The 24509-nt window shown below is 71.6% G+C and carries 22 protein-coding genes and 1 riboswitch; of the genes, 4 read left to right on the forward strand and 18 right to left on the reverse strand.

Annotated features, from left to right (window positions below; genetic code table 11):
* Positions 1–117: 117 nt before the first annotated feature.
* Positions 118–1401 (forward strand): CHRD domain-containing protein, encoded by a 1284-nt coding sequence (locus tag ABN273_RS26235; protein WP_349451657.1) that lies wholly within the window; start codon positions 118–120, stop codon positions 1399–1401.
* A 286-nt stretch (positions 1402–1687) separates the two neighbouring features.
* Here the strand turns inward: ABN273_RS26235 and glyA are convergent, their stop codons facing one another.
* The 9 genes from glyA to ABN273_RS26280 form a co-directional block, all read right to left on the reverse strand.
* A complete protein-coding gene (gene glyA, locus ABN273_RS26240) occupies positions 1688–2962 on the reverse strand; it encodes a serine hydroxymethyltransferase (protein ID WP_502911137.1) in 1275 nt (424 codons plus the stop codon).
* A 1-nt stretch (position 2963) separates the two neighbouring features.
* A riboswitch (ZMP/ZTP riboswitch) is annotated at positions 2964–3046 on the reverse strand.
* 47 nt (positions 3047–3093) lie between these two features.
* Complete coding sequence (locus ABN273_RS26245; protein WP_349451659.1) at positions 3094–3285, reverse strand: hypothetical protein; 192 nt, start codon at positions 3283–3285, stop codon at positions 3094–3096.
* A gap of 12 nt (positions 3286–3297) precedes the next feature.
* A complete protein-coding gene (locus ABN273_RS26250) occupies positions 3298–4230 on the reverse strand; it encodes a YihY/virulence factor BrkB family protein (RefSeq protein WP_349451660.1) in 933 nt (310 codons plus the stop codon).
* A gap of 56 nt (positions 4231–4286) precedes the next feature.
* On the reverse strand, positions 4287–4661 hold the full coding sequence (locus tag ABN273_RS26255; protein ID WP_349451661.1) for a YccF domain-containing protein: 375 nt from the start codon (positions 4659–4661) through the stop codon (positions 4287–4289).
* Between the two features lie 54 nt (positions 4662–4715).
* Positions 4716–5480 (reverse strand): TIGR03084 family metal-binding protein, encoded by a 765-nt coding sequence (locus tag ABN273_RS26260; RefSeq protein WP_349451696.1) that lies wholly within the window; start codon positions 5478–5480, stop codon positions 4716–4718.
* 396 nt (positions 5481–5876) lie between these two features.
* Positions 5877–6188 (reverse strand): WhiB family transcriptional regulator, encoded by a 312-nt coding sequence (locus tag ABN273_RS26265; RefSeq protein ID WP_101784355.1) that lies wholly within the window; start codon positions 6186–6188, stop codon positions 5877–5879.
* A gap of 100 nt (positions 6189–6288) precedes the next feature.
* Positions 6289–7149, reverse strand: a complete 861-nt coding sequence (locus ABN273_RS26270) for a sucrase ferredoxin (RefSeq protein ID WP_349451662.1) — start codon at positions 7147–7149, stop codon at positions 6289–6291.
* A gap of 111 nt (positions 7150–7260) precedes the next feature.
* Positions 7261–8757 (reverse strand): glycerol-3-phosphate dehydrogenase/oxidase, encoded by a 1497-nt coding sequence (locus tag ABN273_RS26275; protein ID WP_349451663.1) that lies wholly within the window; start codon positions 8755–8757, stop codon positions 7261–7263.
* Between the two features lie 16 nt (positions 8758–8773).
* Positions 8774–9283 (reverse strand): TetR/AcrR family transcriptional regulator, encoded by a 510-nt coding sequence (locus tag ABN273_RS26280; RefSeq protein ID WP_349451664.1) that lies wholly within the window; start codon positions 9281–9283, stop codon positions 8774–8776.
* A 31-nt stretch (positions 9284–9314) separates the two neighbouring features.
* Here ABN273_RS26280 and ABN273_RS26285 point away from each other — a divergent pair, with 31 nt between their 5' ends.
* Positions 9315–10895 (forward strand): FAD-binding oxidoreductase, encoded by a 1581-nt coding sequence (locus tag ABN273_RS26285; RefSeq protein WP_349451697.1) that lies wholly within the window; start codon positions 9315–9317, stop codon positions 10893–10895.
* A gap of 23 nt (positions 10896–10918) precedes the next feature.
* Here ABN273_RS26285 and ABN273_RS26290 read toward each other — a convergent pair whose 3' ends face one another.
* On the reverse strand, positions 10919–11332 hold the full coding sequence (locus ABN273_RS26290; RefSeq protein WP_349451665.1) for a hypothetical protein: 414 nt from the start codon (positions 11330–11332) through the stop codon (positions 10919–10921).
* A 175-nt stretch (positions 11333–11507) separates the two neighbouring features.
* Between ABN273_RS26290 and ABN273_RS26295 the strand changes: the two genes are divergently transcribed.
* Together ABN273_RS26295 and ABN273_RS26300 are read left to right on the forward strand one after the other, a co-directional pair.
* Positions 11508–12950, forward strand: coding sequence for a metallophosphoesterase family protein (locus ABN273_RS26295; protein WP_502911138.1), 1443 nt, complete (start codon positions 11508–11510; stop codon positions 12948–12950).
* A gap of 21 nt (positions 12951–12971) precedes the next feature.
* Positions 12972–14540 (forward strand): bifunctional 3'-5' exonuclease/DNA polymerase, encoded by a 1569-nt coding sequence (locus ABN273_RS26300; RefSeq protein ID WP_349451666.1) that lies wholly within the window; start codon positions 12972–12974, stop codon positions 14538–14540.
* 69 nt (positions 14541–14609) lie between these two features.
* Here ABN273_RS26300 and ABN273_RS26305 read toward each other — a convergent pair whose 3' ends face one another.
* From ABN273_RS26305 to ABN273_RS26340, 8 genes are all read right to left on the reverse strand, one after another.
* Complete coding sequence (locus ABN273_RS26305; RefSeq protein ID WP_349451668.1) at positions 14610–15878, reverse strand: MFS transporter; 1269 nt, start codon at positions 15876–15878, stop codon at positions 14610–14612.
* A 47-nt stretch (positions 15879–15925) separates the two neighbouring features.
* Complete coding sequence (locus ABN273_RS26310) at positions 15926–16741, reverse strand: MOSC domain-containing protein (protein ID WP_349451669.1); 816 nt, start codon at positions 16739–16741, stop codon at positions 15926–15928.
* Complete coding sequence (locus ABN273_RS26315) at positions 16738–17919, reverse strand: Cmx/CmrA family chloramphenicol efflux MFS transporter (RefSeq protein WP_349451670.1); 1182 nt, start codon at positions 17917–17919, stop codon at positions 16738–16740. Before ABN273_RS26315 ends, ABN273_RS26310 begins: the two co-directional genes overlap by 4 nt.
* A gap of 49 nt (positions 17920–17968) precedes the next feature.
* Positions 17969–18541 (reverse strand): TetR/AcrR family transcriptional regulator, encoded by a 573-nt coding sequence (locus tag ABN273_RS26320; RefSeq protein ID WP_349451671.1) that lies wholly within the window; start codon positions 18539–18541, stop codon positions 17969–17971.
* Positions 18542–18583: 42 nt separating this feature from the next.
* A complete protein-coding gene (locus ABN273_RS26325) occupies positions 18584–20587 on the reverse strand; it encodes a serine/threonine protein kinase (RefSeq protein ID WP_349451672.1) in 2004 nt (667 codons plus the stop codon).
* 222 nt (positions 20588–20809) lie between these two features.
* Complete coding sequence (locus ABN273_RS26330; RefSeq protein WP_349451673.1) at positions 20810–22198, reverse strand: YlbE family protein; 1389 nt, start codon at positions 22196–22198, stop codon at positions 20810–20812.
* Entirely contained in the window at positions 22195–23535 is a 1341-nt protein-coding gene (locus ABN273_RS26335) for an AllF/FdrA family protein (RefSeq protein WP_349451674.1), read from the reverse strand. Before ABN273_RS26335 ends, ABN273_RS26330 begins: the two co-directional genes overlap by 4 nt.
* Positions 23532–24419: an oxamate carbamoyltransferase subunit AllH family protein gene (locus tag ABN273_RS26340; protein ID WP_349451676.1), complete on the reverse strand. Its 888-nt coding sequence runs from the start codon at positions 24417–24419 to the stop codon at positions 23532–23534. The genes ABN273_RS26335 and ABN273_RS26340 overlap by 4 nt, the downstream gene beginning before the upstream one ends.
* Between the last annotated feature and the right edge of the window lie 90 nt (positions 24420–24509).

Below are 24509 nucleotides of genomic sequence, written 5' to 3' on the forward strand. Positions count from 1 at the left end.
TTGGGCCTCCGCCCTTGTGTGTAAATTTACGGATTCCTGGGTTGAACCTCCACCGGTCCCGGCCGCGTACTGCCTGCCGTACCCACCGGAGTATCAAACCGTTTAAGAGGTTTAGCCATGTTCATCCGAAAGTTCGGGATTCCCGGCACGCTGCTCGCCGCCGCCCTGCTCGCCTCGCCGGCACCTGCCCACGCCTCCGGTGACGAGGTCTATCTCGCGGCCGGCCTGCGCGGTGCGAACGAGGTGGGGGTCAAGGGTGACGCCGACGGCCGCTCGACGGTCGTGCTCAAGATCAGCGGGAACGAGGTCACGTTCGCGGTCCGCTGGAACAAGATCGACCCGCCCACCGCCGGCCATGTCCACCTGGGTGCCAAGGGCGTCAACGGGGATGTCAAGCTCGAGTTCTTCACCAAGCCGCTGCCCGCGACCGTGCTCGGCGTCACCGGCACCGTCAAGGCCGACAACGAGCTGGTCAAGTCGCTCATCGACCACCCCGGCGGCTTCTACGCCAACTTGCACGACGCCGAGCACCCCAAGGGCGCCGTACGCGGCCAGTTCCACCGGCTGAACAGGCCGGTCGACCTCAACGGCGTGCTGCAGGGCAGCAATCAGGCCACGCTCTCGGCGCGCGCCGACGCGGCGCAGGAGGTGCAGGAGAACGACGGCAAGAAGCGCGGAGACCAGGACGGCCAGGCCGTTTGGTGGCTGCGCCCGAACGGCTCGTCCATCGCCTACACCGCCTTCTGGTCGGGGCTCGGCCAGGTGAGCAACGGGCACCTGCACAAGGGCGCGACCGGCAAGAACGGCCCGGTGGTCGCGGACCTGTTCGCGGGCGCCCTGCCCGGGAACCTCACCGGCGTCGCCGGTGAGACGCCGGTCGCCGCCGCCGTGGTCAAGCGCATCGCCGCGAACCCCGGCCGCTACTACTCGAACCTGCACACGCTCGACTTCGACGGCGGTGCCGTACGCGGCCAGCTGTCCGGCCGGCCGTTCACCCACCCGCGCGCGCTCACGGCCGAGGTGCTGCGCGGCTCGCAGATCTACTCCTGCACGGCGCAGCCGTCGGGCGGGTACGCCTTCACCCAGCTCGGCGTGGCGGCCAAGCTGCGGCGCGGGATCGACCACTCCTTCGTGACGCCCGCCGCCGGCCCGCCGCAGTGGATCGCTCCAGACGGCAGCGCGGTGCGCGGCTCGGTCGTCACCAAGACGCCCAACGGCGACGGCAACATCCCCGAGCTGGTGCTCGACGCCACCCAGGCGGGCAACGAGAGCGGGCTGCTCGCGCACGCCACGCAGATCCTGCGCCTCAACACCACCGGCGGCGTCGCCCCGTCCGGCTCCTGCACCCCCGGCTCCGAGGCCAAGGTCCCGTACGGGGCCGACTACCTCTTCCTCGGCTGAGGCTCCTGGCTTCCCGAGGGGCGCTTCGGTCCCGTCCCCTCGGCAGGCCTTCCCCGGTCGCCCCCGGTCCAGCGTCCCCCGGGCCGCCGGTCGACCACGGCGAGCGAGGCACTCCGGCCCGCCCCGCTCGCCCAGAACGCCCCGCCGCACCCGGAGCCCGTGCGGCGGGGCGTTCCCGTGCGCCCGCACAGCTCAAGGAGAGCCGCCGCACAACGGTCACGGCCCACAGCGCGCCGTGATGGCGTGCTGTGGGCCGTGACCCTGGAAGCGCCGATCCCTGCTTCGTTTACAGGCCGGGAGCCGGGAACTGGGCGGTGAGCTCGCTCACCTCGCGGTGGACGCGCGTGATGACGTCCTCGGCGTCGCCCTTGGCCAGGGCGGTGACGACCTCGTCCATCCAGGCGCCGATCTGCCGCATCTCCGTCTCACCCATCCCGCGGGAGGTGATGGAGGGCGTGCCGATGCGGATGCCGGACGGGTCGAAGGGCTTACGCGGGTCGAAGGGGACCGTGTTGTAGTTGGTCTCCAGCCCGGCCCGGTCGAGCGCCTTGGCGGCCGGCTTGCCCGCGACCCCCTTGGAGGTCAGGTCGATGAGGATCAGGTGGTTGTCGGTGCCGCCGGAGACCAGGTCGAAGCCGCGGCCGGACAGCTCCTCGGCCAGCGCCTTGGCGTTGGCGACCACCTGGTGGGCGTAGGCCTTGAACTCCGGCTGCGCGGCCTCGTGCAGCGCGACCGCGATGGCGGCGGTGGTGTGGTTGTGCGGGCCGCCCTGCAGGCCGGGGAAGACGGCCTTGTTGAGCGCGGTGGCCTTGTCGTCGTCGTCGGCCATGAGCATCGCGCCGCGCGGGCCGCGCAGCGTCTTGTGCGTGGTGGTGGAGATGACGTCGGCGTGGCCGGCCGGCGAGGGGTGGGCGCCGCCCGCGACCAGGCCCGCGATGTGGGCGATGTCGGCGGCCAGGATCGCGCCCACCTCGCGGGCGATCTCGGCGAAGGCGGGGAAGTCGATGGTGCGCGGGATGGCGGTGCCGCCGCAGAAGATCACCTTGGGCCGGTGCTCCAGGGCGAGCTCGCGGACCTGGTCCATGTCGACGCGGCCGGTCTCCTTGCGCACGTTGTAGGAGACGGGCTTGAACCACTTGCCGGAGACCGACACGGGCGAGCCGTGGGTGAGGTGGCCGCCGGAGGGCAGGTTCATGCCCATGAAGGTGTCGCCAGGCTGCATGAAGGCCAGGTAGATGGCGAGGTTGGCGGGCGAGCCGGAGTAGGGCTGGACGTTGGCGTGGTTGACGCCGAACAGCGACTTGGCCCGCTCGATGGCCAGGCTCTCGATCTGGTCGATGACCTGCTGGCCCTCGTAGTAACGCTTGCCTGCGTAGCCTTCGGAGTATTTGTTGGTCAGGACGGTGCCGGTGGCCTCCAGCACGGCCTTGGACACGTAGTTCTCTGACGGGATGAGCTTGACGGTGTCGGCCTGGCGCCGCTCCTCCGCTTTGACGAGCTCGGCGATCTGCGGGTCGACGCTAGCGAGAGAACTCATGACTCTCCTGTCATCGTTGACAATCTGCGAAGACCCAGGCGCACGGCCTCCGCTCCTTTCGCTCCCCGGTGGTCGATCCCACCCAATGCGCCAGTCGCGTCTCCCACTAGACGATAGCGGATGTCACAGGGCCTTTTTCGCTGTGATCAGCTGTGTCATGACGAGGTGACGGGCGCGTTCGTGTCACCGATGTTCTTGACCGTCCATTGCAGGCGCAGCTCCGGCCGCATCGTCTTCAGCGCGACCCGCCGGCCCGCGCCGTCTTCCGCGAGGTAGACGAATCCCATGCCGCCCTCGCCGAGCTTGCGGACGAGGGTGTAGGGCCCGACCCTCTGCTGCGCCTCCATATCGGGAGGACTCTATTTGGTACGGCTCACACCCGGCCAGAGGCGATCGACTTCGGCATTCAGGATCGCCCCGATGAGCACGGCCAGCGCGGTGATGTAGAGCCAGAGCAGCAGGGCTATGGGCGCCGCCAGCGAGCCGTAGACGGAGACGGGGGAGAACCACGCGGACAGCACGGCCCGCAGCACCGCCGCGCACACGATCCACAGGATCAGCGCCAGGATCGCGCCGGGCAGCTCCCGGTACCACTTCGTCCGCACCGGCACGCTGACGTGGTAGAGCACGGTCAGGAACAGCACCGAGCCGATGATCACGACCGGCCAGTAGAGGATGTCGATGAGGACGCCGTACTGGCCCGGCAGGGCGTCCCTGAGCAGGGTCGGACCGATCACCAGGATCGGCATGACGATGATGCCGATGATCAGGCCGACGATGTAGAGGCCGAAGGACATCAGCCTGGTGCGGATGATGCCGCGCTCCTCGCCGAGCCCGTAGGCGACGGAGATGAGGTCCACGTACACGTAGAGGGCTCTGGAGCCCGACCAGAGCGACAGCAGGAAGCCCAGCGAGATGATCGACACCTTGCCCGCGTCGTCGCTGAGCACGTCGGTGATGAGCGGGTTGATCACCTTGTTGACGGCCTCGTCGGTGAACAGCAGCCCCGACTGCTCGATCACCCACGTCTTTACCTGTCCGACCACCGTGGAGCCCAGCCAGGTGCCGAGCTTGGCCAGCACGCCGATCAGGCCCAGCACGAACGGCGGCAGCGACAGCAGCGCGAAGAACGCCGCCTCACCGGCCAGGCCGGTCACCCGGTAGGCGACGCCGGCGTTGGTCGACGCGCGGACGATCGCCCACGACTTGGTGTCGAGCACCCAGCTCAGCCTGGCCCGGGCGTTGGAGACGAGTCCCCTTTTCGGCCGGGAAGGCGCATCGGTGGACGTCATGGCACCCAACGGTATTCGCAGTGACTCTTCGGCACAGCTTACGTTGGGGAACTGTCCTAGTCGTTATCGACGATGCGCGCACCCAGCGGGAGCAGGGAGACGGGGACGAGTTTGAGGTTCGCGACGCCCATCGGGATGCCGATGATGGACAGGAACAGCGGGATCGAGGTCACGACGTGGCCGATGGCGAGCCAGACGCCGGCGACCACGCACCAGATGACGTTGCCGATCAGGGAGAACGCGCCCGCGCCCGGGTCGCGTACCACGGTCCTGCCGAAGGGCCACAGCGCGTACGCGGCGATCCTGAACGAGGCGATGCCGAACGGGATCGTGACGATCAGGATGCAGCAGATGATCCCGGCCACTGCGTATCCGATGGCCAGCCAGAGCCCCGCGAAGACCAGCCAGATGACGTTCAGGATTGTGCGCATGTTCACAGCATGTCACCGGATGCGCCGTACGCGTCATCCGGCAAGTCCCTGACTTCACCCTGACCTGGGCGCCCTGCCCTTCCCCGGGGGCCCGGCGAACGCCTGGGCGATCTCCATCCAGGCCCGCGCGGGCTCGCCGGTCAGCTCGAGCGCGGTGTCGGACAGGTGGATGCGCTGGGTGACGACCAGGCAGAAGTCCAGGATCGAGCCGCGTACGGCGCTGCCGGAGTCGTCGGGCCCGGCCGTCCACAGCGTCCCGTCGGGCATGGCCAGCTCGGCGCGTACGGGGTCGGCGGGCACGGGCAGGCCGCGCACGGCGAAGCTGTAGGGGCGGGCGCGGAACCCCATCGTGGCCACGTGCCGCAGCCGGACCGTGGGCTCCCGGGTGACGCCGAGCGCGTCGGCCACGTCCTGGCCGTGCGCCCACGTCTCCATCAGCCGGGCGGTCACGAACGAGGCGGCCGACATCGCGGGCCCGAACCACGGCACCCGTTCGCGCGCGTCGAGCGCGGCGAACGCCTCCAGGCTGCGGGCACGCGCCGCCCGGAACCACTCGCGCAGCTCGGGCGGCGACATCCCGCGTGACTCCAGGGCGACGTGGTCCACGGAGCGGAAATCCTGCAGGGACGCCCGGTAGGCGTCGGGGTCGGCGGCCGCCAGGCCGGCGGCGTCGTCGAACCAGGCCAGATGGCTCACCTGGTCACGGATCGCCCACCCCTCGGCGGGGGTGGGCCGCTCCCAGTCCTCGTCCCGCAACGGCTGGAGCAGCGCTTCGAAGGACGCGGTCTCGGCACGCAGGTCGTCGAGTAACTCGGCCATGAGGTCCACGCGCGCCAGCGTAACCCGAACAACGTTCTAGGAGAATAATGCAGGCGTGATCTGCGAAAGCTGCAAGGAGAAACGTCACGAGGACTGCCGTGGCGGCTCCTGGTGCGACTGCCAGCACCAGGCGGCTGACGCGCGCAGAAAGCCGGACGAGGCGCAGACGGAGAAGCCGGAGCCGACGGTGAACTGGCTCCGTCAAGGTTGAGTGCCGCTCTGACGCTCGCGGTAACGGTGACGAGCGTCCGGGCTTCCGGTTTCGGGGGTAGGGATGTGGCGCCTGATCAGGCAGTTGTCCCGACCGGGTTCGCCAGAGCCTGGGCGTGGAGGGCCAGGCTCCGGTTCATCGGGACAACTGCATGATCACGCGATGATGGTGAGCTGCCGGGTGTGTCAGGCGGCGGAGATGCCGGCGCTGGCCGCGCGGCGCATGCGACGACGACGCTCGGAGGCGCGCTCGTCTTCGTTGAGACCGCCCCACGTGCCGTACTTCTCGGGACGGGACAGCGCGTAGTCAAGGCACTCGGTGCGGACGGGGCACTGGGCGCAGATCGCCTTGGCCTTCCGCTCACGTACGTCACGCTCGGGCTGCCGCTCCCCGTCGGGGCCGAAGAAGAGCACGAGGTCCTCACCCCGGCACGCGGCATCATCCTGCCAACCCCAGCTGGGGCGCGGGCGGGCGAGCTGCCGACGTACCTGAGACATGAGAAAACCACCTTCGTGAGAGGTATTTCGGTAATTGAGCCGCATTGGACGCTTTTGGCGTCACTGTTCCAACGCAAGGTAGGGCCGCGATGTTCCCTGTTCAGGCAAGGGCGGGCGTGGCGTACCGCACAGGCGTGAGCCTGTCCAGCGAAACCAGCCGGTAGGTGGTGATCTTCTCGGCGCAAACCGTGCCACACGGCGCTGTGAACGCCGATGGCTCAACCACAACCTGGAACCGGACGTCGCCGCAGCGCACAATGGCTTCGGTGACGTCACCGTCCGACCTGGAGGATTCCACGGCCACCGCGCCGACGGCGCACTCTCCCGTATGGGCTCGGGCGAAGTGCTCCACGGCTTGCAATGGCTCAGGGATGCCTGCGCGTCCCCGGTAGCGGTCGAGGATGACCTCGCCCGACCGGTACGCGTTAGCCGCTGCCAGTGCAGCAGCCTGAGACATGCTGCCGTAGAAAATTCCGTGTGGCAAGCACACGAGGTTGGCGGCGTAGCGATCGCCGCCAACGTGTGACGTTTCCCATACTCTGTCCGGCAGCGAATCGGCCAGCGACCGAGCGAGGGGTAGTCCAATGCGGGCGCAGCACGCATTGCGCTTGGCGTGCGTGCAGACCAGAAATACCGGCTCGTCTTCAAGTATGCAGGACTCCGGGACCACTCCCGCCGCGAGCGCGTCCAGGTCAAGATCGTCAGGACCTGCGACGACGCCGCTCGCCAACCAGGGGCGCTCTCCAACCGCGTACGCCAATAGCACCCGGATGCCCTGCTCCCGCGGGCGGGTTCGCCTTCCCGGCCGGCGGATCAGCTGGGGCCTGATACCGCGTTCGAGCGCCCGGCGCACGAGTTCGGAGATTTCTTCAGGAAGTTCGAAGCTTTCCAGGTGTGACGGCCAGGCGCCGGTGTATTCGATGAGCAGCCAGAGCCTGGCTCCCACGGTGGCGCTGGCCAAGGTGGGTACACCTCCGGTGTGGCACCCGACCGGATGCTCGCAGCCCCTCGCCAACGCCCGTTCTCCTCCCCGATCCGAATTAGGTAAGACTAACCTAACGGATAGGTGGGGTCAGGGGCGGCCCGTTCGGTCCAGAACCTCCCGTGTCGCCGCCAGCGCGCGCTCCCTGTCCTGCTTGACCAGGCCGATCCTGGTCCTCCTGTCCAGCAGGTCGCCCTCGTCGAGCGCGCCCTCGTGCCGCACCGACCAGATCAGCTCGCCCTCGGTGACGCCGAGCCCGACCTCCTCCGGGTACGCCTTGACGAGCTCGTGCACGGCCTCCGCCTCGCTGCCGTACCGCTCGGCCAGCCGGTGCGGCACCCCTGACGGCCGCGGCCCCGCCCCGACGAGCGGGATCTTCCTGGTACGGCACCGCCCCGCCGGCAACTTCGCGGACGAGACCGCTCGATCCACCGCGTCCTCGGCCATGCGCCGATATGTCGTCAGCTTGCCCCCGACGACCGTGACGAGCCGGTCATGCGACAGGACGGCGTGCCTGCGGGAGATGTCCGCCGTGCGGCCGTCGGCCGCCAGAAGGGGCCTGAGGCCCGCGTACGCGCCCGCGACCGCCTCTCTGGTCACCGGAGTCTCAAGAACGCCGTTCAGCACCTCCAGGAGCGTTCTGACGTCCTCCTCGGGCACTTCCGGGACGTCGGGCACCGGCCCGTCCACCGGTTCGTCCGTGAGGCCGACGTGGACGCGGCCGTCACGCTGGGGGAGTACGAGCGCGAATCGGCTGGTCTCTCCGGGAATGGGCACGTGCATGCCGGCGATCAGCCCGGGGAGCGTGCCCGGCGCCAGCACGAGGTGGGTGCCGCGGGACGGCCGCAGCGTCACCTCGGGGTCCAGCGTTCCCGCCCACACCCCGGCGGCATTGATCACCACCTTGGCGCGGACGTCGAACTCCTCGCCGGTCAGCTCGTCGCGTACCAGCGCGCCCCGGTCCGTCAGCCGCAGCGCGCGGCAGCGGGTCAGCACGCGGGCCCCTCGCACGGCGGCCGTCCGCGCGAGGGCCACCACCAGGCGGGCGTCGTCGAGCAGCCGGCCGTCCCACGACAGCAGCGCGCCGCGCAGGCCGTCGCCCTCCAGCACGGGCGCCAGCGTGCGGGTGCGGGCCGCGTTCAGCCGCGTGGGCCCCGGCAGCAGCCTGCGCGGCGTGCGCGCGCTGGCCCGCAGGCTGTCGCCGAGCCGGTAGCCGCTCATCACCAGGGCCGCGTGCCGCCGCGAGACCTGCTTCGTGAGCGGCATCAGGTACGGGTGCGCGGAGACGAGGTGCGGAGCGGTCGTGCGGAGCAGGATGCCGCGCTCGACCGCGCTCTCGTAGGCCACGTCCACCTGGCCCTTGGCCAGGTAGCGCAGGCCGCCGTGGATCATCTTGGAGCTCCACCTGGACGTCCCGAAAGCCAGGTCGTGCGCGTCGATCGCCGCTACGCTCAACCCCCGGGACGCGGCGTCGAGCGCGGCGCCCGCGCCGGTCGCGCCGAGCCCCACCACCAGCACGTCAAGCGGCTCCTCCGCGACCTCGCGGAGCTCACGGGACCGTCTGCGGGCGTTCAGCGAGCTGTCCAAGGTGCCTCCACGCGAGCTATCCAAGGTAGGCCTCCAGCATGGCGGCGAGCTCGTCGTCGAGCTCGTCCAGGGTCACGGGGTCGAGCATCGTGGGCGCCGACAGCAGGAACGACTGCGCCACCAGCAGCACCGCCCGCGCCTTGCGGGGGTCGCCGACCGCGCGCTCGAGTACGTCGAGCACGGCCTCCTGGCTCGCGCCCCGCCGGTCGAACAGGTACGGCAGGAGCAGCTCGGGATCGGCCTCCACGATCTTCCGCCACAACGGGTGCGCGCGCAGCCCCCGTACGCCGGCGACGACCGCGCGCACCGGGTCGGACAGGTCGAGCCCGTCGACCACCCGCACCCACTCCCTGGTCATCAGGTCCGCGACCAGTGTGCGCACGTCGGGCCAGCGGCGGTAGATCGTCATGCGCGACACCCCGGCCCTGCGCGCCACGTCCGTGAGCGTCGTCCTGCGCACCCCGTACGCCAGCACGCAGTCACGGGCCGCGTCCAGCACGTCGTCATTGTGACGATTCGACGTCATGTGTCACAGTGTAAGCGTGACTGGAGAACCGATGCTGTGGTCCGGCTGGGGCGACCCCGCCAAGGCCCGCGAGCTGCCCGAGCAGGTTCGCCGGCTGCTGCGCGACTTCCTCGGCGTGCGCGCGCCCGACACTCCGGCCGTCGCCCTGGAGTCGGTGCGCCTGCCGCCGGTCGCCCTGCCCGCACCGCTGCTCGGCGCGCTGGCCGAGGTCGTCGGCGCCGCGCACGTGCTGACCTCCCACGAGGCCCGCGTACGCCACACGCGCGGCAAGTCCACCCCCGACCTGCTGCGGATGCGCGCGGGGGACGGCTCCGACGCCCCTGACGCGGTCGTGCTGCCCGGCTCGCACGAGGAGGTGGCCGAGCTGCTGCGGGTGTGCTCGGCCGGGCGCGTCGCCGTGGTGCCCTTCGGCGGCGGCACCTCCGTGGTGGGCGGGCTCGCGGCCGCCCGCTCCGGCTTCGCCGGTGTGATCGCGCTCGACCTGGGCCGGCTCGACCGGTTGCGCTCCGTGGACATGGAGTCCCTCGTGGCCACGTTCGAGCCGGGCGTGCGGGCGCCTGAAGCCGAGCGGCTGCTCGCCGCACGCGGGCTGACGCTGGGGCACTTCCCCCAGTCCTTCGAGTACGCCACGCTCGGCGGCTTCGCGGCGGCCCGCTCCAGCGGCCAGGCCTCGGCCAGGTACGGGCGCTTCGACGACATGGTCGTGGGCCTCACGGTGGCCACGCCGTCGGGCACCCTGGACCTGGGACGCGCCCCCAAGTCGGCGGCCGGACCGGATCTGCGGCAGCTCGTGCTCGGCTCCGAGGGCGCCTTCGGCGTGATCACGTCGCTCCGGCTCCGCGTGCGGCGGGCTCCCGCCGAGCGCCGGTACGAAGGGTGGCGGTTCGGGACGTTCGCGGAGGGATCGGCGGCCGTGCGCGCGCTCGCCCAGGACGGGCCGCTCCCCGCCGTGCTCCGGTTGTCGGACGAGACCGAGACCATGATCGGCCTGGCCGAGCCGGACGCGATCGGCTCAGGCGGCTCCGGCTGCCTGCTGATCGCGGGCTACGAAGGCACGTTCGCGGCGGAGCGGCAGGCGGCCGCCTCGGCGGTCCTGGAGCGGACCGGCGGCGAGCCCTTGGGCGCGGAGCCGGGCCAGGCGTGGGAGCACGGCCGCTTCTCCGCCCCGTACCTGCGTGACTCGCTCCTCGCCGCCGGGGCCACGGTCGAGACGCTGGAGACCGCCGGCTTCTGGGCGAACCTGCCGCGGCTCAACGACGCGGTCCGGCTGGCTCTGGCGGGCGCGCTCGGCTCCCCGCTGGTCATGTGCCACATCTCCCACGTGTACGAGACCGGCGCCTCGCTCTACTTCACCGTCGTCACCGCGCAGGAGGGCGACCCCGTGGCGCAGTGGGAGCGGGCCAAGGTGGCGGCGAGCGCGGCCATCGTCGCGGCGGGAGGCACGATCACGCACCATCACGGGGTCGGGCGCGACCACCGTGACGCCTACGCGGCCGAGCTGGGGCCCGTGGGGGTCAGCGTGCTGCAGGCGGTCAAGGCCCGGCTCGACCCGGCCGGGATACTCAACCCCGGCGTCCTCGTCCCGCCGGACGGCGCGGCTCCCGGCGCCTGACGGCCGCCCGCGACGGCGCGGGTTCAGTGAGCTTCGGGCGGGGGGATCTGGTCGGCCTCCGCCATCGCGGCGGCGGCCTCGCTGTAGCGGTGCAGGGCCTCGTACACCTCGGCCAGGCGCATCAGCGAGGCCACAAGCGGCGCGCCGCCCATCGCGCGGGTGAGCGCCGCCGCCTCCCGCGCCACCGGCAGCGCCTCCACGGCCCGGCCCCGCTTCAGCAGCAGCTTCGCCATCGTGCGCAGGCTGCGTGCCAGCAGCGCCGTGTGCTCGGGGGACTCCTCGGCCAGCGCCCTGCTGCGCGCCACCGCATCGCGGGCCCTGCGGAGTGCCGCGCCGCCCCACCGGGAGCCGGTTTGTGCATATGCCAGCAGACCCTCAATTGCCTCCACATCGGAAGTGCCTCTTCGGGTGGCGTCGTCCGGGCTGTTACGGGTCATGGGAGCCTCCCCTCGGTGGTCCCAACCGCTTGCTTGGGGGGTGAGGCTACACCATTGCGAACCTTCTGTGTTTCCTGCGGTACGGAGCGTTCATGATGCGCGAAGTGAAGATCGCGGTAAAGATGTTGGCATGGTGGAAGTCGCGGCTGAGCGTGGAAAGCAGCTTTCGTCACGGGTGTCGGAGGAGGGCGCGGGATGGGCCTGTACGCAGACGGGGACGTTCGCGCAGCTCAGGCCGGATAATCATGGGTTTTCGTGGTTGAATTTGGCGACGCTGTGGCGCTCGCGTAACGACATCCTCGCCGGGTTGTTCGGGGATCCGTCAGGTCAGGTTCGGGCGCGGTGGGCGGCGGCTCAGGAAGCGCGGGGGATTGATCCGGAATTTCGCATCAAGCTACCCGTAGGGGGAAATTTCAGTTTCCTTCTGCTGGGTGATACGGGAGAGGGAGATGCGTCGCAGTATGCCGTTGTTCCGGGGATGCTGAAACTGGGGGAGGACACGGCGTTCGCCGTCATCGCCAGTGATGTGATCTATCCGACCGGATCGGGCAACGAGTACTGCGACAAGTTCTTCCGTCCGTACAAGGACTATGACGCCCCGATCTTCGCCGTTCCCGGCAACCACGACTGGTACGACGGGCTCGGCGGGTTCATGCGGGTCTTCTGCGACTCGCCGCCGCTCAAGCCGAAGCCGGACCGTGGGCTGCGCGGGCTGCTGTGGCGCAAGCCGGAGACGATCGACGAGGAGCGGCTGGCGAAGGCGCGCGAGCTCAGGGGCAAGCCGTCCCAGCAGGCGACGCAGCCGGGACCGTACTGGGCGATCGAGAGCGACAGCCTGCTGATCGTGGGCGTCGACACCGGCATCAGGAACGTCATCGACAAGGGGCAGACCGCGTGGCTGCGGCGCGTCTCGCTCGATCCGCGGCCGAAGATCCTCGTGACGGGCAAGCCCATCTACACCGGGAACGCCTACAAGCCGTCGCCCCTGGAGGAAGGCGGCACGATCGACGACATCGTGCGCGACCCGGCCCACCGGTACGTCGCGGCCATCGGCGGAGACGTGCACAACTACCAGCGTTATCCGGTCAAGGTGGGCGACCGGGTCATCCAGTACATCGTGTCCGGCGGCGGCGGCGCGTTCATGCACGCCACGCACACCATCGGCAGGGTCGGCGTCAAGGGCGTGCACGAGGACGACTTCAAGTGCTACCCGCTGCGGGGCGACTCGCTGTCCTTCTACAGCCAGCTGTACGCCCGCCGCCTGCGCATGAAGTGGATGTACCTCACGCCCTCCGAGGCCCTGTGCATCATGTCCGACCAGATCAAGAACCGGCCCGTCAGGACCCCCGAGGGGCCGGTGACGATCACCCGCAGGATGCGGTGGGCGGCCCGGCTGCTCGGGGCCTGGCCGTGGCCGTTCAGGCTGCCGGTGGACAAGGTGTTCCACCGCTACCTGTCGGAGCTGTCCGACTGGGACACCCCGCCGTTCTTCAAGCAGTTCCTGCACGTGTCCGTCACCCCGGAAGCGCTGACCCTGCGCTGCTTCGCCGCCACCGGGTGCCTGGCGCAGGAACTCGATCCGCCGCTCGAGGACGAGGTGCGCATCGCTTTGTCGTAGCCGTTTGGCACTCTTGACCCCGTGTATGTAGTGGTCGCCGGAGAGGCGCTGCTTCCGGTCGGTGGCCCGCCCCGCCGCCCCGCCGGCCTGGCGGGGGCCGTGCGCGAGCTGGAGGCGGCCGAGCGCCCGCGGTGGGTGTGGGCCGACGCCCGGGAGGTCTACCCCGGCCTGCTGAGCGCGGGCGTGCGGGTCTCGCGCTGCCACGACATCGCGCTCACCGAGGGGCTGCTGCTCGCGTACGAGGGCCGCTACGGCGAGCCGCGCTCGGCCAGGGCCGCCCACGCCAGGCTGCACGGGCTGCCCGTGCCCGAGGAGCAGCCGAGCGCGCCCGACACGCTGTTCGCGCCCGAGCCGCTCGAGGCCGAGGCGGTGGCCGCGGTGCTGGCCGACCAGCTGCGCCGGATCGAGGCGCTGCCGGAGCCGGGCAGGTTCAGGCTGCTGGTGGCGGCCGAGTCGGCGGGGGCGCTCATCGCGGCCGAGATGTCGCACGACGGCATGCCGTGGCGGCGCGACGTGCACGACGCGCTGCTGACAGAGCTGCTGGGGCCGCGGCCCGTGCACGGCATGCGGCCGGCCAAGCTGCAGGCGCTGGCCGACGAGGTGGCCGCGGCCTTCGGCCATCCGGTCAATCCCGACTCGGTGCAGCAGCTCGTCAAGGCGTTCAAGGGGGCGGGTGTGGCGCTGAAGACCACCCGGTCCTGGGAGCTCAAGCAGATCGACCACCCCGCCGTGGCCCCGCTGCTGGCCTACAAGGAGCTGGCCCGGCTGTTCAGCTTCCACGGGTGGGCGTGGGCCGACCAGTGGGTGCGGAGCGGGCGGTTCCGGCCTGAATACGTGGTGGGCGGCGTGGTGTCCGGGCGGTGGGCGACCAGCGGCGGCGGGGCGCTGCAGATCCCCAAGGTGATGCGGCGGGTGGTGGTGGCCGACGACGGGTGGGTTCTGGTAGTCGCCGACGCCGCCCAGCTCGAGCCGCGGGTGCTCGCCGCGATGGCCGGCGACGTCGGGCTGGCCAGGGCCGCCGGGGAGATCGACCTCTATTCGGCGCTGGCTCAGTCGTTCGGGGGCGAGCGGGCCAACGCCAAGATCGCCATGCTGTCCGCCATGTACGGCGGGACCAGCGGTGACGCGCCCAAACTGCTGGCGGTGATGCGGCAGCGCTTCCCCAAGGCATACCAGTTCGTGGAGGACGCGGCCAAGGCCGGGGAGGAGGGGCGGCTCGTGCGCTCGTGGCTCGGCCGCACCAGCCCGCCTCCCTCGCCCCGGTGGAAGGAGCTGGTGTCGGGGCCCGAGGGCGGCCGGGCGGCTCGCGACCGGGGGCGGTTCACGCGCAACTTCGTGGTGCAGGGCACCGCGGCCGAGTGGGCCCTGGCCCTGATGGCGGTGCTGCGCGGGCTGCTGCCCGAGCCGGCCCGGCTGGTGTTCTTCCAGCATGACGAGGTGATGGTGCACTGCCCGATCTCGCAGGCGGAGGAGGTGATCGCCGCCGTCTCGTCGGCCGCGTCGGAGGCCACCCGGCTCCTGTTCGGGGCTACGCCGGTGCGCTTCCCGATGGAGGCCGTGGCGGTCTCGTCGTACGCCGACGCGAAGTGACGGGGTTCCCGGCCGGGGCGGTGGCGGCGCAAGTGTCGCTTGGCGGGGCGGCGTTGCGTGCGGGCGGGATCAGCGGTCGGTGGCGCGCCAGGTGGCGGTGAGCCAGACGCCGGCGAGGGTGACCATGACGCCCACGACCAAGCCGAGCATGCCGTAGCCGAGCACGCCCACGATCGCGCCGGCGACGATCGTGCCCGTGGCGCCGCAGACGTTCATCAGCAGGTCCGACAGCCCCTGGACGGCCGGGCGGCGGTCGAGCGGGACGGACTCCGTGACCAGGGCGGAGCCCGCCACCAGGCCGCATGACCAGCCGAGCCCCAGCAGCACCAGCGCGGCCGTCACCTGCCACACCCGGTGCCCCGACGTGCCGGCCAGGGCGGCGGCGGCCAGCAGGAGCGCCATGCCGAGCACGAGTACGGGCACCTTGCCCGCCTTGTCGGCCAGCCAGCCCACCACCGGCGACAGCACGTACATGCCCGCGATGTGCAGGCTGATGACGAGGCCGATGACGTCCAGGTTCGAGCCGTCGTGATGCAGTTTGACCGGGGTCATGGACATGACCGACACCATCGCGGTGTGGCTGACCGCGATCATGACCAGGGCGCGGCGGGCGGTCGCAGTGGTGCGGAGGGTCTGCCAGGCGGTGCGAATCGTCCCTTTGGGGGTTCGGCCGGCGCTCGGGGAGTCGTCCAGGGAGCGGGCCAGCTTGAGCGGATCCGGGCGCAGGAAGACGAAGATGACGATCAGGGCCAGCGCGAACGCCAGCGCCGCGAACGCGAACGGCCCCGCCTTCTCCACCAGTCCCAGCCGCATGCCGATCTGGTCGGCGGGCTTGGCCAGGTTCGGGCCGGCGACGGAGCCGATCGTGGAGGCCCAGACGACCAGCGACAGGTGCCTGGCCGAGCGGCCCTGCGGCGACAGGTCCGTCGCCGCGTAGCGCGCCGCCAGGCTGCCCGCGCTGCCGCCGCCCACCAGCACCAGCCCCGCCAGCAACAGCGGCCAGTTGCCCAGGCCGATCGCCAGCACCGAGATCGCGCAGCCCGCCAGCGCCGCCACGTACGCCACCGACAAGCCCGCCCGGCGGCCGCCGCGGCCCGCCGCCTTGGCCGTCGGCAGGGCCAGCAGCGCCGCGCCGAGCACGGTGGCCGTGCCGGCGAAGCCGCTGATCACCGTGGATCCCGACAGCTCGTCCACGACCACCGAGCTGAGCGCGAGCCCGACGGCGACCCCCACGCCGCCCACGATCTGCGTCGCGGACAGGACCGCCAGGGTCCGGCGCTGGACGAGGTGAATTCGGTCAGGGGACGAGACGGCGGGCGTTGTGGGGGCACTGGTCACCTGTGAAGTCTCGCATAACCCCCAACACCGCCCCAAAGCACGAAATATCAGAGAATGGTGACTGAATCCCCTTGAGCAATGCGACCGGGCGTGTCCGGGATCAGATTGATGCCGAACCACACCTTCCCGTCCCGCTTGCGATGCCGGGAGAGCGTCCTGATGGGCTCCTTGCCCTTCGTGTACGTGGCCGTGTCGATCGTGGTCAGCACGCACCGGTCGCAACCTTTGCTGACCCGGAAGTCGACCGCGCCGATGCGTACCCGCTCCCACTTGTCCTCGGCGAACGGCGTGCCGACCCCGTCGATCACCACGTTCGGCCGGAAGCGGTGCATGGGCAGCGGCTCGGGCGCCTGCTCGCCACGCTCCAGCGCGGTCTCCACGATCCAGTCGTTCAGCTGCGCGAGCGAGGCGCCGGACGTGAGCAGCAGCGGGTAGCCGTCGGCCAGGCTCACACGGTCATCGGGCCGCCCGTACTCGGGGTTGACCGGGCGGCGGGTGGGGTCGTCCAGCCACTTGAGCCTGACCGGCCGCCCCACCAGCCCGGACAACCACCGCGCCGCGTCGTCGCCGCAGTCGGTGAGCTCCACCGGAGTGCGTCCCACGGTGACCGTGGACATCGCCTCGGCCGGCGTGACCCGCAGCGGGGCGGCGTGCGGGCCGGTCAGCGTGAGTCCGTCGCCGTCCAGCCGGGCGACGCAGGCCAGCAGGCGGGGCTCCTCACGGGCGGTGAGGACGTCGCCGCGCTCGTCGGTGACGAGGTGGCGGCGGTCCCCGGCCAGCCCCCACGGCTGCACCTCGGCCTCGCCGACCTCGTGTCCGGCGGTGGACTTGACGGGATAAAAGTGGATGCTCGCCAGCTTCATACGCGCGACGGTATCTCACTGGTCACCGCGGCCGTGGAGCGGTGCAGGGCGGCGGAAAGGGCCACGGTGGCCAGGGAGAGCACGCCGATGGCGGCGCCGATCCAGGCGACGGACGGGTAGCCGAGTCCCGCGTCGATGGCCACCCCGCCGAGCCAGGGGCCGAGGGTGATGCCGATGTTGAAGGAGGAGACGTTCACCGCGGCGGCCAGCGTGGGGGCGTCCTTGGCCAGGGAGAAGACGCGGGTGTTCAGCGCGGGGTTGGTGCCGAAGCCGAACGCGCCGAGCAGGAAGATCAGCGCGATGGCCAGCACGGGGACGGACGCGCCCAGGGCCAGCGCCACCGAGGTGACGACGAGGCCGGCCACGCCGACGTACAGGGTCGGGAACGGCCGCGCATCGGCGATCCGGCCGCCGATGGTGATCCCGATCAGCGAGCCGACGCCGTAGACCGCCAGGACCGCGGGCACCCAGTTCGATGCCAGGCCCGTGGTCTCGACCAGCAGCACGCTCAGGTAGCTGAAGGAGGCCAGCAGGGCTCCCGTGGTCAGCGCGGTCGTGCCGTACGAGAGCCAGAGCCTGGGGCTCGCCATGGAGCGCAGTTCGACGGAGACGCTCGGCGCGGTCCCGGAGGGACGGCCGCCGGGGATGGTGGCGAGCACGCCCAGGCCGGCCAGCACCGACAACGCGGCGACCGCCCAGAACGCCGCCCGCCAGCCGAGGTGCTGGCCGATGACCGTGCCGAGGGACAGCCCGATGATGGTGGCGACCGTCAGCCCGCCGGCGAGCACGCTCATCGCCTTGCCGCGGGCGTTGGCCGGCACCAGGCCGACCGCGGTGCTCGCCGCCACGGCCCAGAAGCCGGCGTACACGAAGGCGCCCACGACGCGGGTGGCGAACACCAGGCCGTAGCTCGACGTCAGGGCGCCGGCGACGTGCGACAGGACGAAGACCGCCATGAACGTCAGCAGCGCCGTACGCCGCGGCCAGCGCAGCGTGGCGACGGCCAGCACCGGAGCCCCCACCAGCATCCCCATGGCGAACGCCGAGATCAGCAGCCCCGCCTCGGGCACGGACACGTGCAGGTCGGCGGCCATCTCGGGCAACAGCCCGGCCAGCATGAGCTCAGAGGTGCCCTGAGCGAAGATTGCGAGTCCCAGTATGTAGACGGCCAACGGCATGGTCACACTCCTTTTGGATTGATCGGTTCAAAATGAGGGCGCAAAAAAGTCAGAAGACGCTCAGTGCGGTTTTCGCGATCGACTCGAGCCCGTCCCGGTCTGTCCCGCCCCGAGCGGCCACGCGCAGGCCGCTGACGGTGGCGAAGACGAAGTGCGCCAGGGCGAGCGGGTCCTTGTCCGGGTCGATCTCGCCCCGGGCGCGGCCGGTCTCGATGGCGGCACGCACCATCTGCCGCCGCCGGTCGTTGTCGCGCCGCAGCAGCGCGGCGATCTGCGGGTCGTGCGGGGCGAGCTCGGTCATCGAATTGACCACCAGGCACCCGGGCGGCTCGCCGGGATCCGGGTCGACGGCCCACCACAGCACGGTCCTGATCTTCTCCTTGAGCGGCAGGTCGGCATCCAGCAGCTCGGCGAGTGCGGCGTTGCGCTGCTCCATGTAGCGGCGCAGCGCCTTCTCGAACAGGTCGTGCTTGCTCGCGAAGGTGTTGTAGATGCTGCTGCGGCCGAGCCCGGTGGCCGCGCACAGCTCCTGTGTCGAGGTGGCCTCGTAGCCCGCGCTCCAGAACGCGCGCATGGCCGCCTCGATGGCGCGGTCCTCCTCGAACTTCCGCGGTCGCCCCATGTCCCGAACGCTAGCACGTTTTGGAACGAGCGGTGCAATACGTCAGTCCGCCCGCCGGAACGTGTCCAGGAACACCTTGCGGGCCTCCGCCTGGTCGTCCCACTTGAGCTCGGGCATGTCGAACGTGATCTTGAACGCGGTGTTGTCGTCGATCGTGACGTACCTGGTCAGCGCGTGCATGGGGACGCCGCTGGAGGTGGTGTAGGTGTACTCCCAGTCGGCGGCCCGCCAGCCGCGGTAGTCGGCGGCCTGGAGCTGCACCTGGATGTAGCCGTCGACGCCGCCCTTGGCCTCCTGCTTGCCCAGCTCGGCCAGCCCCCCGTCGGCCTGCGGGGCGGCCTTCTGCACCATGATCCGGATGCCGGAGTCCTTCGGCCCGCTGAACGTGGTCACGCCGCCCGACGTCCCCGGCTTCCAGCCCTCGGGCACGGCGGCGGCGAACCCGGCCGTGCCGTGCTCGCTGTAGCCGCTGGGTATCACCGAGGGCTCGGCGTTCAGGACCGTGGCGGGCGAGGAGGTCGCGGCCTGAGGGAGAGGCGCCACCGGCGTCGAGCCGCCCGACAGGACGACCAGCACCGCGCCGACGACCACGGCGATCCCCACGAGCGTGCTGACGATCAGGAGCGGCGTCGGCCGCCCGCCGCGCATCCACGCGCCGTCGTCCTCGGCGGGCCTGCGCCGGCCCTTGCCCGGGCGCGGCGCCGCGCTGGGCAGCGTGGCCAGGCGGCTGTGGCCGGTGTCGCGGGACAGGTGACGCGACTGCTCGCGCAGGTCGTCGGCCGAGGCCAGCGGCCACGGCGTGGGGCCGGAGGAGGACGTGCGGCTGTCCGTGGTCAGCGGCAGGATCGGCGCGGGCTGCGGGCCGGAGTCGTCCTCGTGGTCGCCGGCGATCCGGTGCGGCCCCGGCGGCGCGCTGAAGGGCTGAGGCCCCGAGGAGCTGCCGAACGCGTCGAACCTGCCGGGCGGCGGCGACAGCTGGTCGGTCCTGTGGCCGCCCGACGGGCTGTTCAGCGAGTCGTACGGCGTCGGGTGGCCGCCCGATGGGCTGTTCAGCGGGTCGTACGGCGTCGGGTGGCCGCCCGATGGGCTGTTCAGCGGGTCGTACGGCGTCGGGTGGCCGCCCGATGGGCTGTTCAGCGGGTCGTACGGCACGCGTACCGGACCCGAGGGGGTCTCCACGATCCGCGAGGGCATCGGCCCCGACGGGTGCTCCAGCGGCGGCAGGTTCCCCTGGGCGGGCAGCGTCTCGGCAGGGCGCGGCCGGACCGAGCCGTGCGCGCGCAGCACCGCTTCCAGCATCTCGATGACCTGGTCGGAGGTCAGCCGCTCCGCCGGGTTCTTGCGCAGCAGCCCTTCGATCACCGACCGCAGCGAGCCGGCCCGCTGCGGGCTGATCGGGTCCTGCGTGAGCACCGAGCCGAGCACCGCCACGGGGTCGGGCCCCTCGTACGGAGGCCGCCCCTCGACGGCGGCGTACAGCGTCGCGCCGAACGACCACAGGTCGGCCGCCTGCGTGATCGGCTGCCCGGACAGGCGCTCCGGCGGGATGTACGCGGGCGACCCCATGAGCAGCCCGGTCTGCGTGATCGTCACGTCGCCCTCGATGGCCGCGATGCCGAAGTCCGTCAGCACCACCCGGTCCGAGGTCAGCAGCACGTTGCCGGGCTTGATGTCGCGGTGCAGGATCCCGGCGGCGTGCGCGTGCCTGAGCGCGTCGAGCACCCGGATGCCGATCTCGGCCGCCTGGATCACCGGCAGCGGCCCGCTCTGGCGTACGGCCTGCTCCAGGGACCACGCGCGGACCAGCTCCATCACGATCCACGGGCGGCCGTCCTCCTCGACCACGTCGTGCACGGTCACGATGCCGGGATGCGTCAGCCGCGCGGCCGACCTGGCCTCGCGCAGCATGCGCCGGTGCGCGACCTGCATGCCCGCGCGGTCGAGCCCGTACGGGAGGATCAGCTCCTTGACCGCCACGTCCCGGTCGAGCAGGACGTCGTGGGCGTGCCACACCATGCCCATGCCGCCCCTGCCGACCGGCGACATGAGACGGTACCGCCGGCCGATCAAGCGGCCCTGGCTCTGTGGGGCGCCGCGAGGGGCGCCTCCCTCCGGGCCGGGTCCGCTGAGCAAGCGGTCGGCTGCCATCTTCCCGCCCCCATCCCGCACTACAGCAAATTAAAGTGGTTCGTCACGATATCGGCGGGAAATGCGCAAGGGAAGCTGATCAGCCCTGACAAGGGTCCCGACCTGCGGTTACGTCGCCGTTCAACTGGCCTGTTCGGCCAGCGCCAGCAGGGCGGCGGTGAACGCCTCCACCGGCGGTTCAACCAGGCCGGCGCCCACCTGTCCGGTCCCCGCGACGCGGCCCGCTATGCCGGTGTTGACCACGGGCGGCAGGCCGGTCCTGGCGACGAGCGTCACGTCGATGCCGACCGGCGTGCCGCGGAAGCCGAGCCCCGGGATCTGGTAGGCGGGGTGCTCGGCGAGCGTGATCTCGTACATGGAGCGGGTGGCCCGCACCGCGTCGGACACCTCGCCGCCCACGAACCGCACGATGGCCGGTGAGGCCGCCATCGCGAACCCGCCCAGCCCCGACGTCTCGGTGATCGTGGAGTCGCCGATGTCCGGGTTGGCGTCGTCCGGCCCGTACGTGCCCAGATAGAGCCCGTCGGGCACGCCGGCGGGGCCGGTGAACCAGCGCCCGCCCAGCCCGGAGACCTGCACGCCGAAGTCTGTGCCGTTCCTGGCCATGGCGACGACGAGGGACGAGCCGGGCACGTCGCGGGCCGCGTCGGTGCTGACCTTGGCGGCGGCCATGGCGGGGTTGAGGAAGAAGTGGTCGTTGCCGTTGATGAAGCGCAGGATCTCCGCGGCGGCGCCGGGGACGGCCTCGACCACGGCGGGGGCCAGCTCGCGCAGCAGGAGCGAGGTGGCGGCGCGGTTGCGGTTGTGCAGCTCGTCGCCCATCTGCAGGGCCTGCGCGATCAGCGAGCGCAGGTCGACGGGCCCCGTGCGCTCCAGCGTCGCCTTGAGTGCCGGGCCGAGCACCGTGTCCATCCAGCGCAGCCGCTCCAGCACCTCAGGTCCGTAGGCGCCGTACCTGAGGACCTTGCCCAGGCCCTCGTTCAGCGAGCAGTAGGCGGTGCCGCCGTGCTCCTCGTCGCGTACCTCGAACAACCACATGGACGGGCTCACGACGCCCGCCATCGGGCCCACGGTGGCGTGCTCGTGGCACGGCCGCAATGCGATCTCGCCGGCCGCCAGCCGGCGCGCGGCGTCGTGCTCGTCGGCTGCCAGGCCCTCCAGCAGCATCGCGCCGATCAGCGCGCCGCGCATCGGGCCCGACGCGCGCTCCCAGGTGATGGGCGGGCCCGCGTGCAGGAACGTCCCGTCCTCCAGCACCTCCGACGCCCGCCGCACCCCGACCAGGTGCGGGCGCGCGGAGGTGAGCCTGCCCACGGCCAGCTCGTTGGCGGCCTGCCTACGCGGGTCGGCGAGCACCTTGGCCAGGGGCTCGGCGGTGCCGGGCAGCGGCGGGCGCCAGCTGACCGGGGTGGTCTGGACGGCCTGCGCCCTGAGCGCCTCGTCGAGCAGGCCCGCGCCGACCGTGATGACGTGGGGCCCAGCGGGTGATTGGGCGGAGAGCAGGCTCATAGGAGGCTCCTGGCGTGCCTGGCGGCCTGTGCGTTGGACGTGAACACGGCCGCGCCCGCCTCCCTGAAGGCGGCGGCCTGCCGGTGCAGGTCCTGAGGGTCGCCCTCGGTGCCGATGAGAGCGATCACGACAGTGGCGGGGGTGCGGGCGACGGCGTGCGCGAGGGAGGCGGCCGGATCGGGGTCGGCGCCGTGGCCGAGCACGACGTCCATGAGCACCAGGTCGCTCTCGTGGGCGCGGGAGAGCGCTTCCACGCGGAGCGTCGGGTCGATCATGGGGTGCGCCCGGCCCCTGGTGTAGGCGTCGTCGCCGTAGTCGACGAAGTCGCCCTGGCCGGCGACCAGCGCGGCCTCCGTGCTGAGCGTCCCGCCGGAGTAGACGCCCTTGATCGTCTTGGCCCGGCTCTGCTTCCCCGACCACGCGGGCCAGGCCGGCCACTCGGGCACGGACCTGCCGAGCGCGTGCAGGGCCCGCTCGGTCGCCTCCGTGAGGTCCATGTCCGGGAGCAGCGCGAACAGCACCGGCGTGCGCAGCCGGGCAACGGAGTCCCGTACGGTCCGCGCCACCTCGGGGGACGGCGGCTTGGAGATGAGCACGATCAGCTCGGTGGCGGGGTCCTCGTCCAGCATGCGCAGGGCACGCAGCGTGGACAGGCCGCCCACCTCGGCCGACAGGTCCCGGCCGCCCACGCCCAGCACGTGGCTGACGCCGGTGCCCGCCCAGTCGAGCAGGCACGTCACCTGCTGGGCGCCGGTGCCGGAGGCGGCCACCACGCCGACGGGGCCGGGGGTGAGGACGTTCGCGAAGCCCAGGCCGACGCCGCCGATCACGGCGGTGCCGCAGTCGGGGCCCATCACCAGGACGTCCCTGGTCTCCGCGAGCTCCTTCAGGCTGCGTTCCTGAGCCACGGGGACGCCGTCGCTGAAGATCATGACGGGGAGCCCGGCCTGGATGGCGTCCTGGGCCTCGGCGAAGGCGTACTCACCCGGGGTGGAGACGAGTACCAGGTCGGCCCCGGTCCTGGTGGCCGAGCGGGTGGTCAGCGGGGGCTGGTCCGCCGGGGTGCTCTCCGGTTGCCGGACGACGGTCAGCCGGCGGTTGGCCTCTTCGACGGCGGCCTTGGTGTCGTGTGCGCGTACGGCTATGAGGAGGTCGCCCGGGCCGGCGTCCGGGAGGGTGAAGCCCAGGTCGCGGAGGATGCCGAGGTTCAGCTCGGTGGCCATGGCGACCATGGCCGCCTCCACGCCCGACATTTCGGTCAGCGCACGACTTATGCGCATGAGGGAAACGGAGTCGTGGTACGTGCCCTTCCGTACCAGCACCGTGTCGCTGCTCATCGCGGCCCGCTCAGCGCGAGGACGGCGGACACGCCGATGGCGATCCCCTGGGCGAGGTCGGCGCCCGAGGTGTGGCCGAGGCGGTGGAGCCGGCGCAGGGCCGGCTCGAGCGCCTGCCCGCCGGCGATCCCGCGCAGCACCGCGGTCACCTCGGGACTGGCCTCGCCCCTGGCGGCGCAGTGCAGGAGCGTGGCCGAGATGGGAGTGGTACGCGTGCGCGCGTCGAACGTCACGGTCGCCGCCAGCCAGTCGGCCAGCCAGACCGCCCGGTCCGCCCCGGCCGCCGCGCCCAGGTGGCGCAGCGTCACCAGCAGGCCCGCCAGGACGTCGTCGCCGCTCGGCGTGAGCCCCGGCCCCAGGCCCACGAGCTGCTCGGCCGCCGTCACCGCCCCCAGCAGCCAGCCCTTCGCACAGCTGCCGGCCAGCAACTCGACAGCCCCGTTGCCCGTCAGACCGGGTTGCGGAGGGGCGCCGAGCCGGTTTTCGCCGGGTTCCGGCGGGTGACTCAGCTGCGCGACGGCGTACTCGAGGTCTGTCCGATCGATCCGGCCCAGCGGCGGGGCGGGATCCCACCAGCGGCGGACGCTCAGGCTCAGCGGGCCCAGCTCGATGGTGCGCTCGCCCACCGAGGCGTCGTCACCCACCGTGACGTGCGGTAGCTGGGTGGCCAGCAGCACGGAGTTGGGCAGCCGCGTGGCCGCGCCCGTGATGACGGCGATCACCGAAGGCTCCAGCTCGGTTCTGACCTCGAGATACACCCCCGCCGGGAACGCGGCGAGCACGCGTGCGGGGCGGCGCGGCGACTCCAGGACGGGGCGTACCGCCGTGCTGGCCGCCCCCGTGACGTGGATGCGGGTACGCCTCGCATGAATACTGACGGTCACCTGGCCTCCCATCCGACCTTGGACCTGACCGTAGAACGGGCGGGGAACCCTCCGTACGGAGAAATTTGCCAACAGTCAGCGGGAAGGTTG

The organism is Nonomuraea sp. B19D2, assembly GCF_040137845.1.
Taxonomy (GTDB): Bacteria; Actinomycetota; Actinomycetes; order Streptosporangiales; family Streptosporangiaceae; genus Nonomuraea.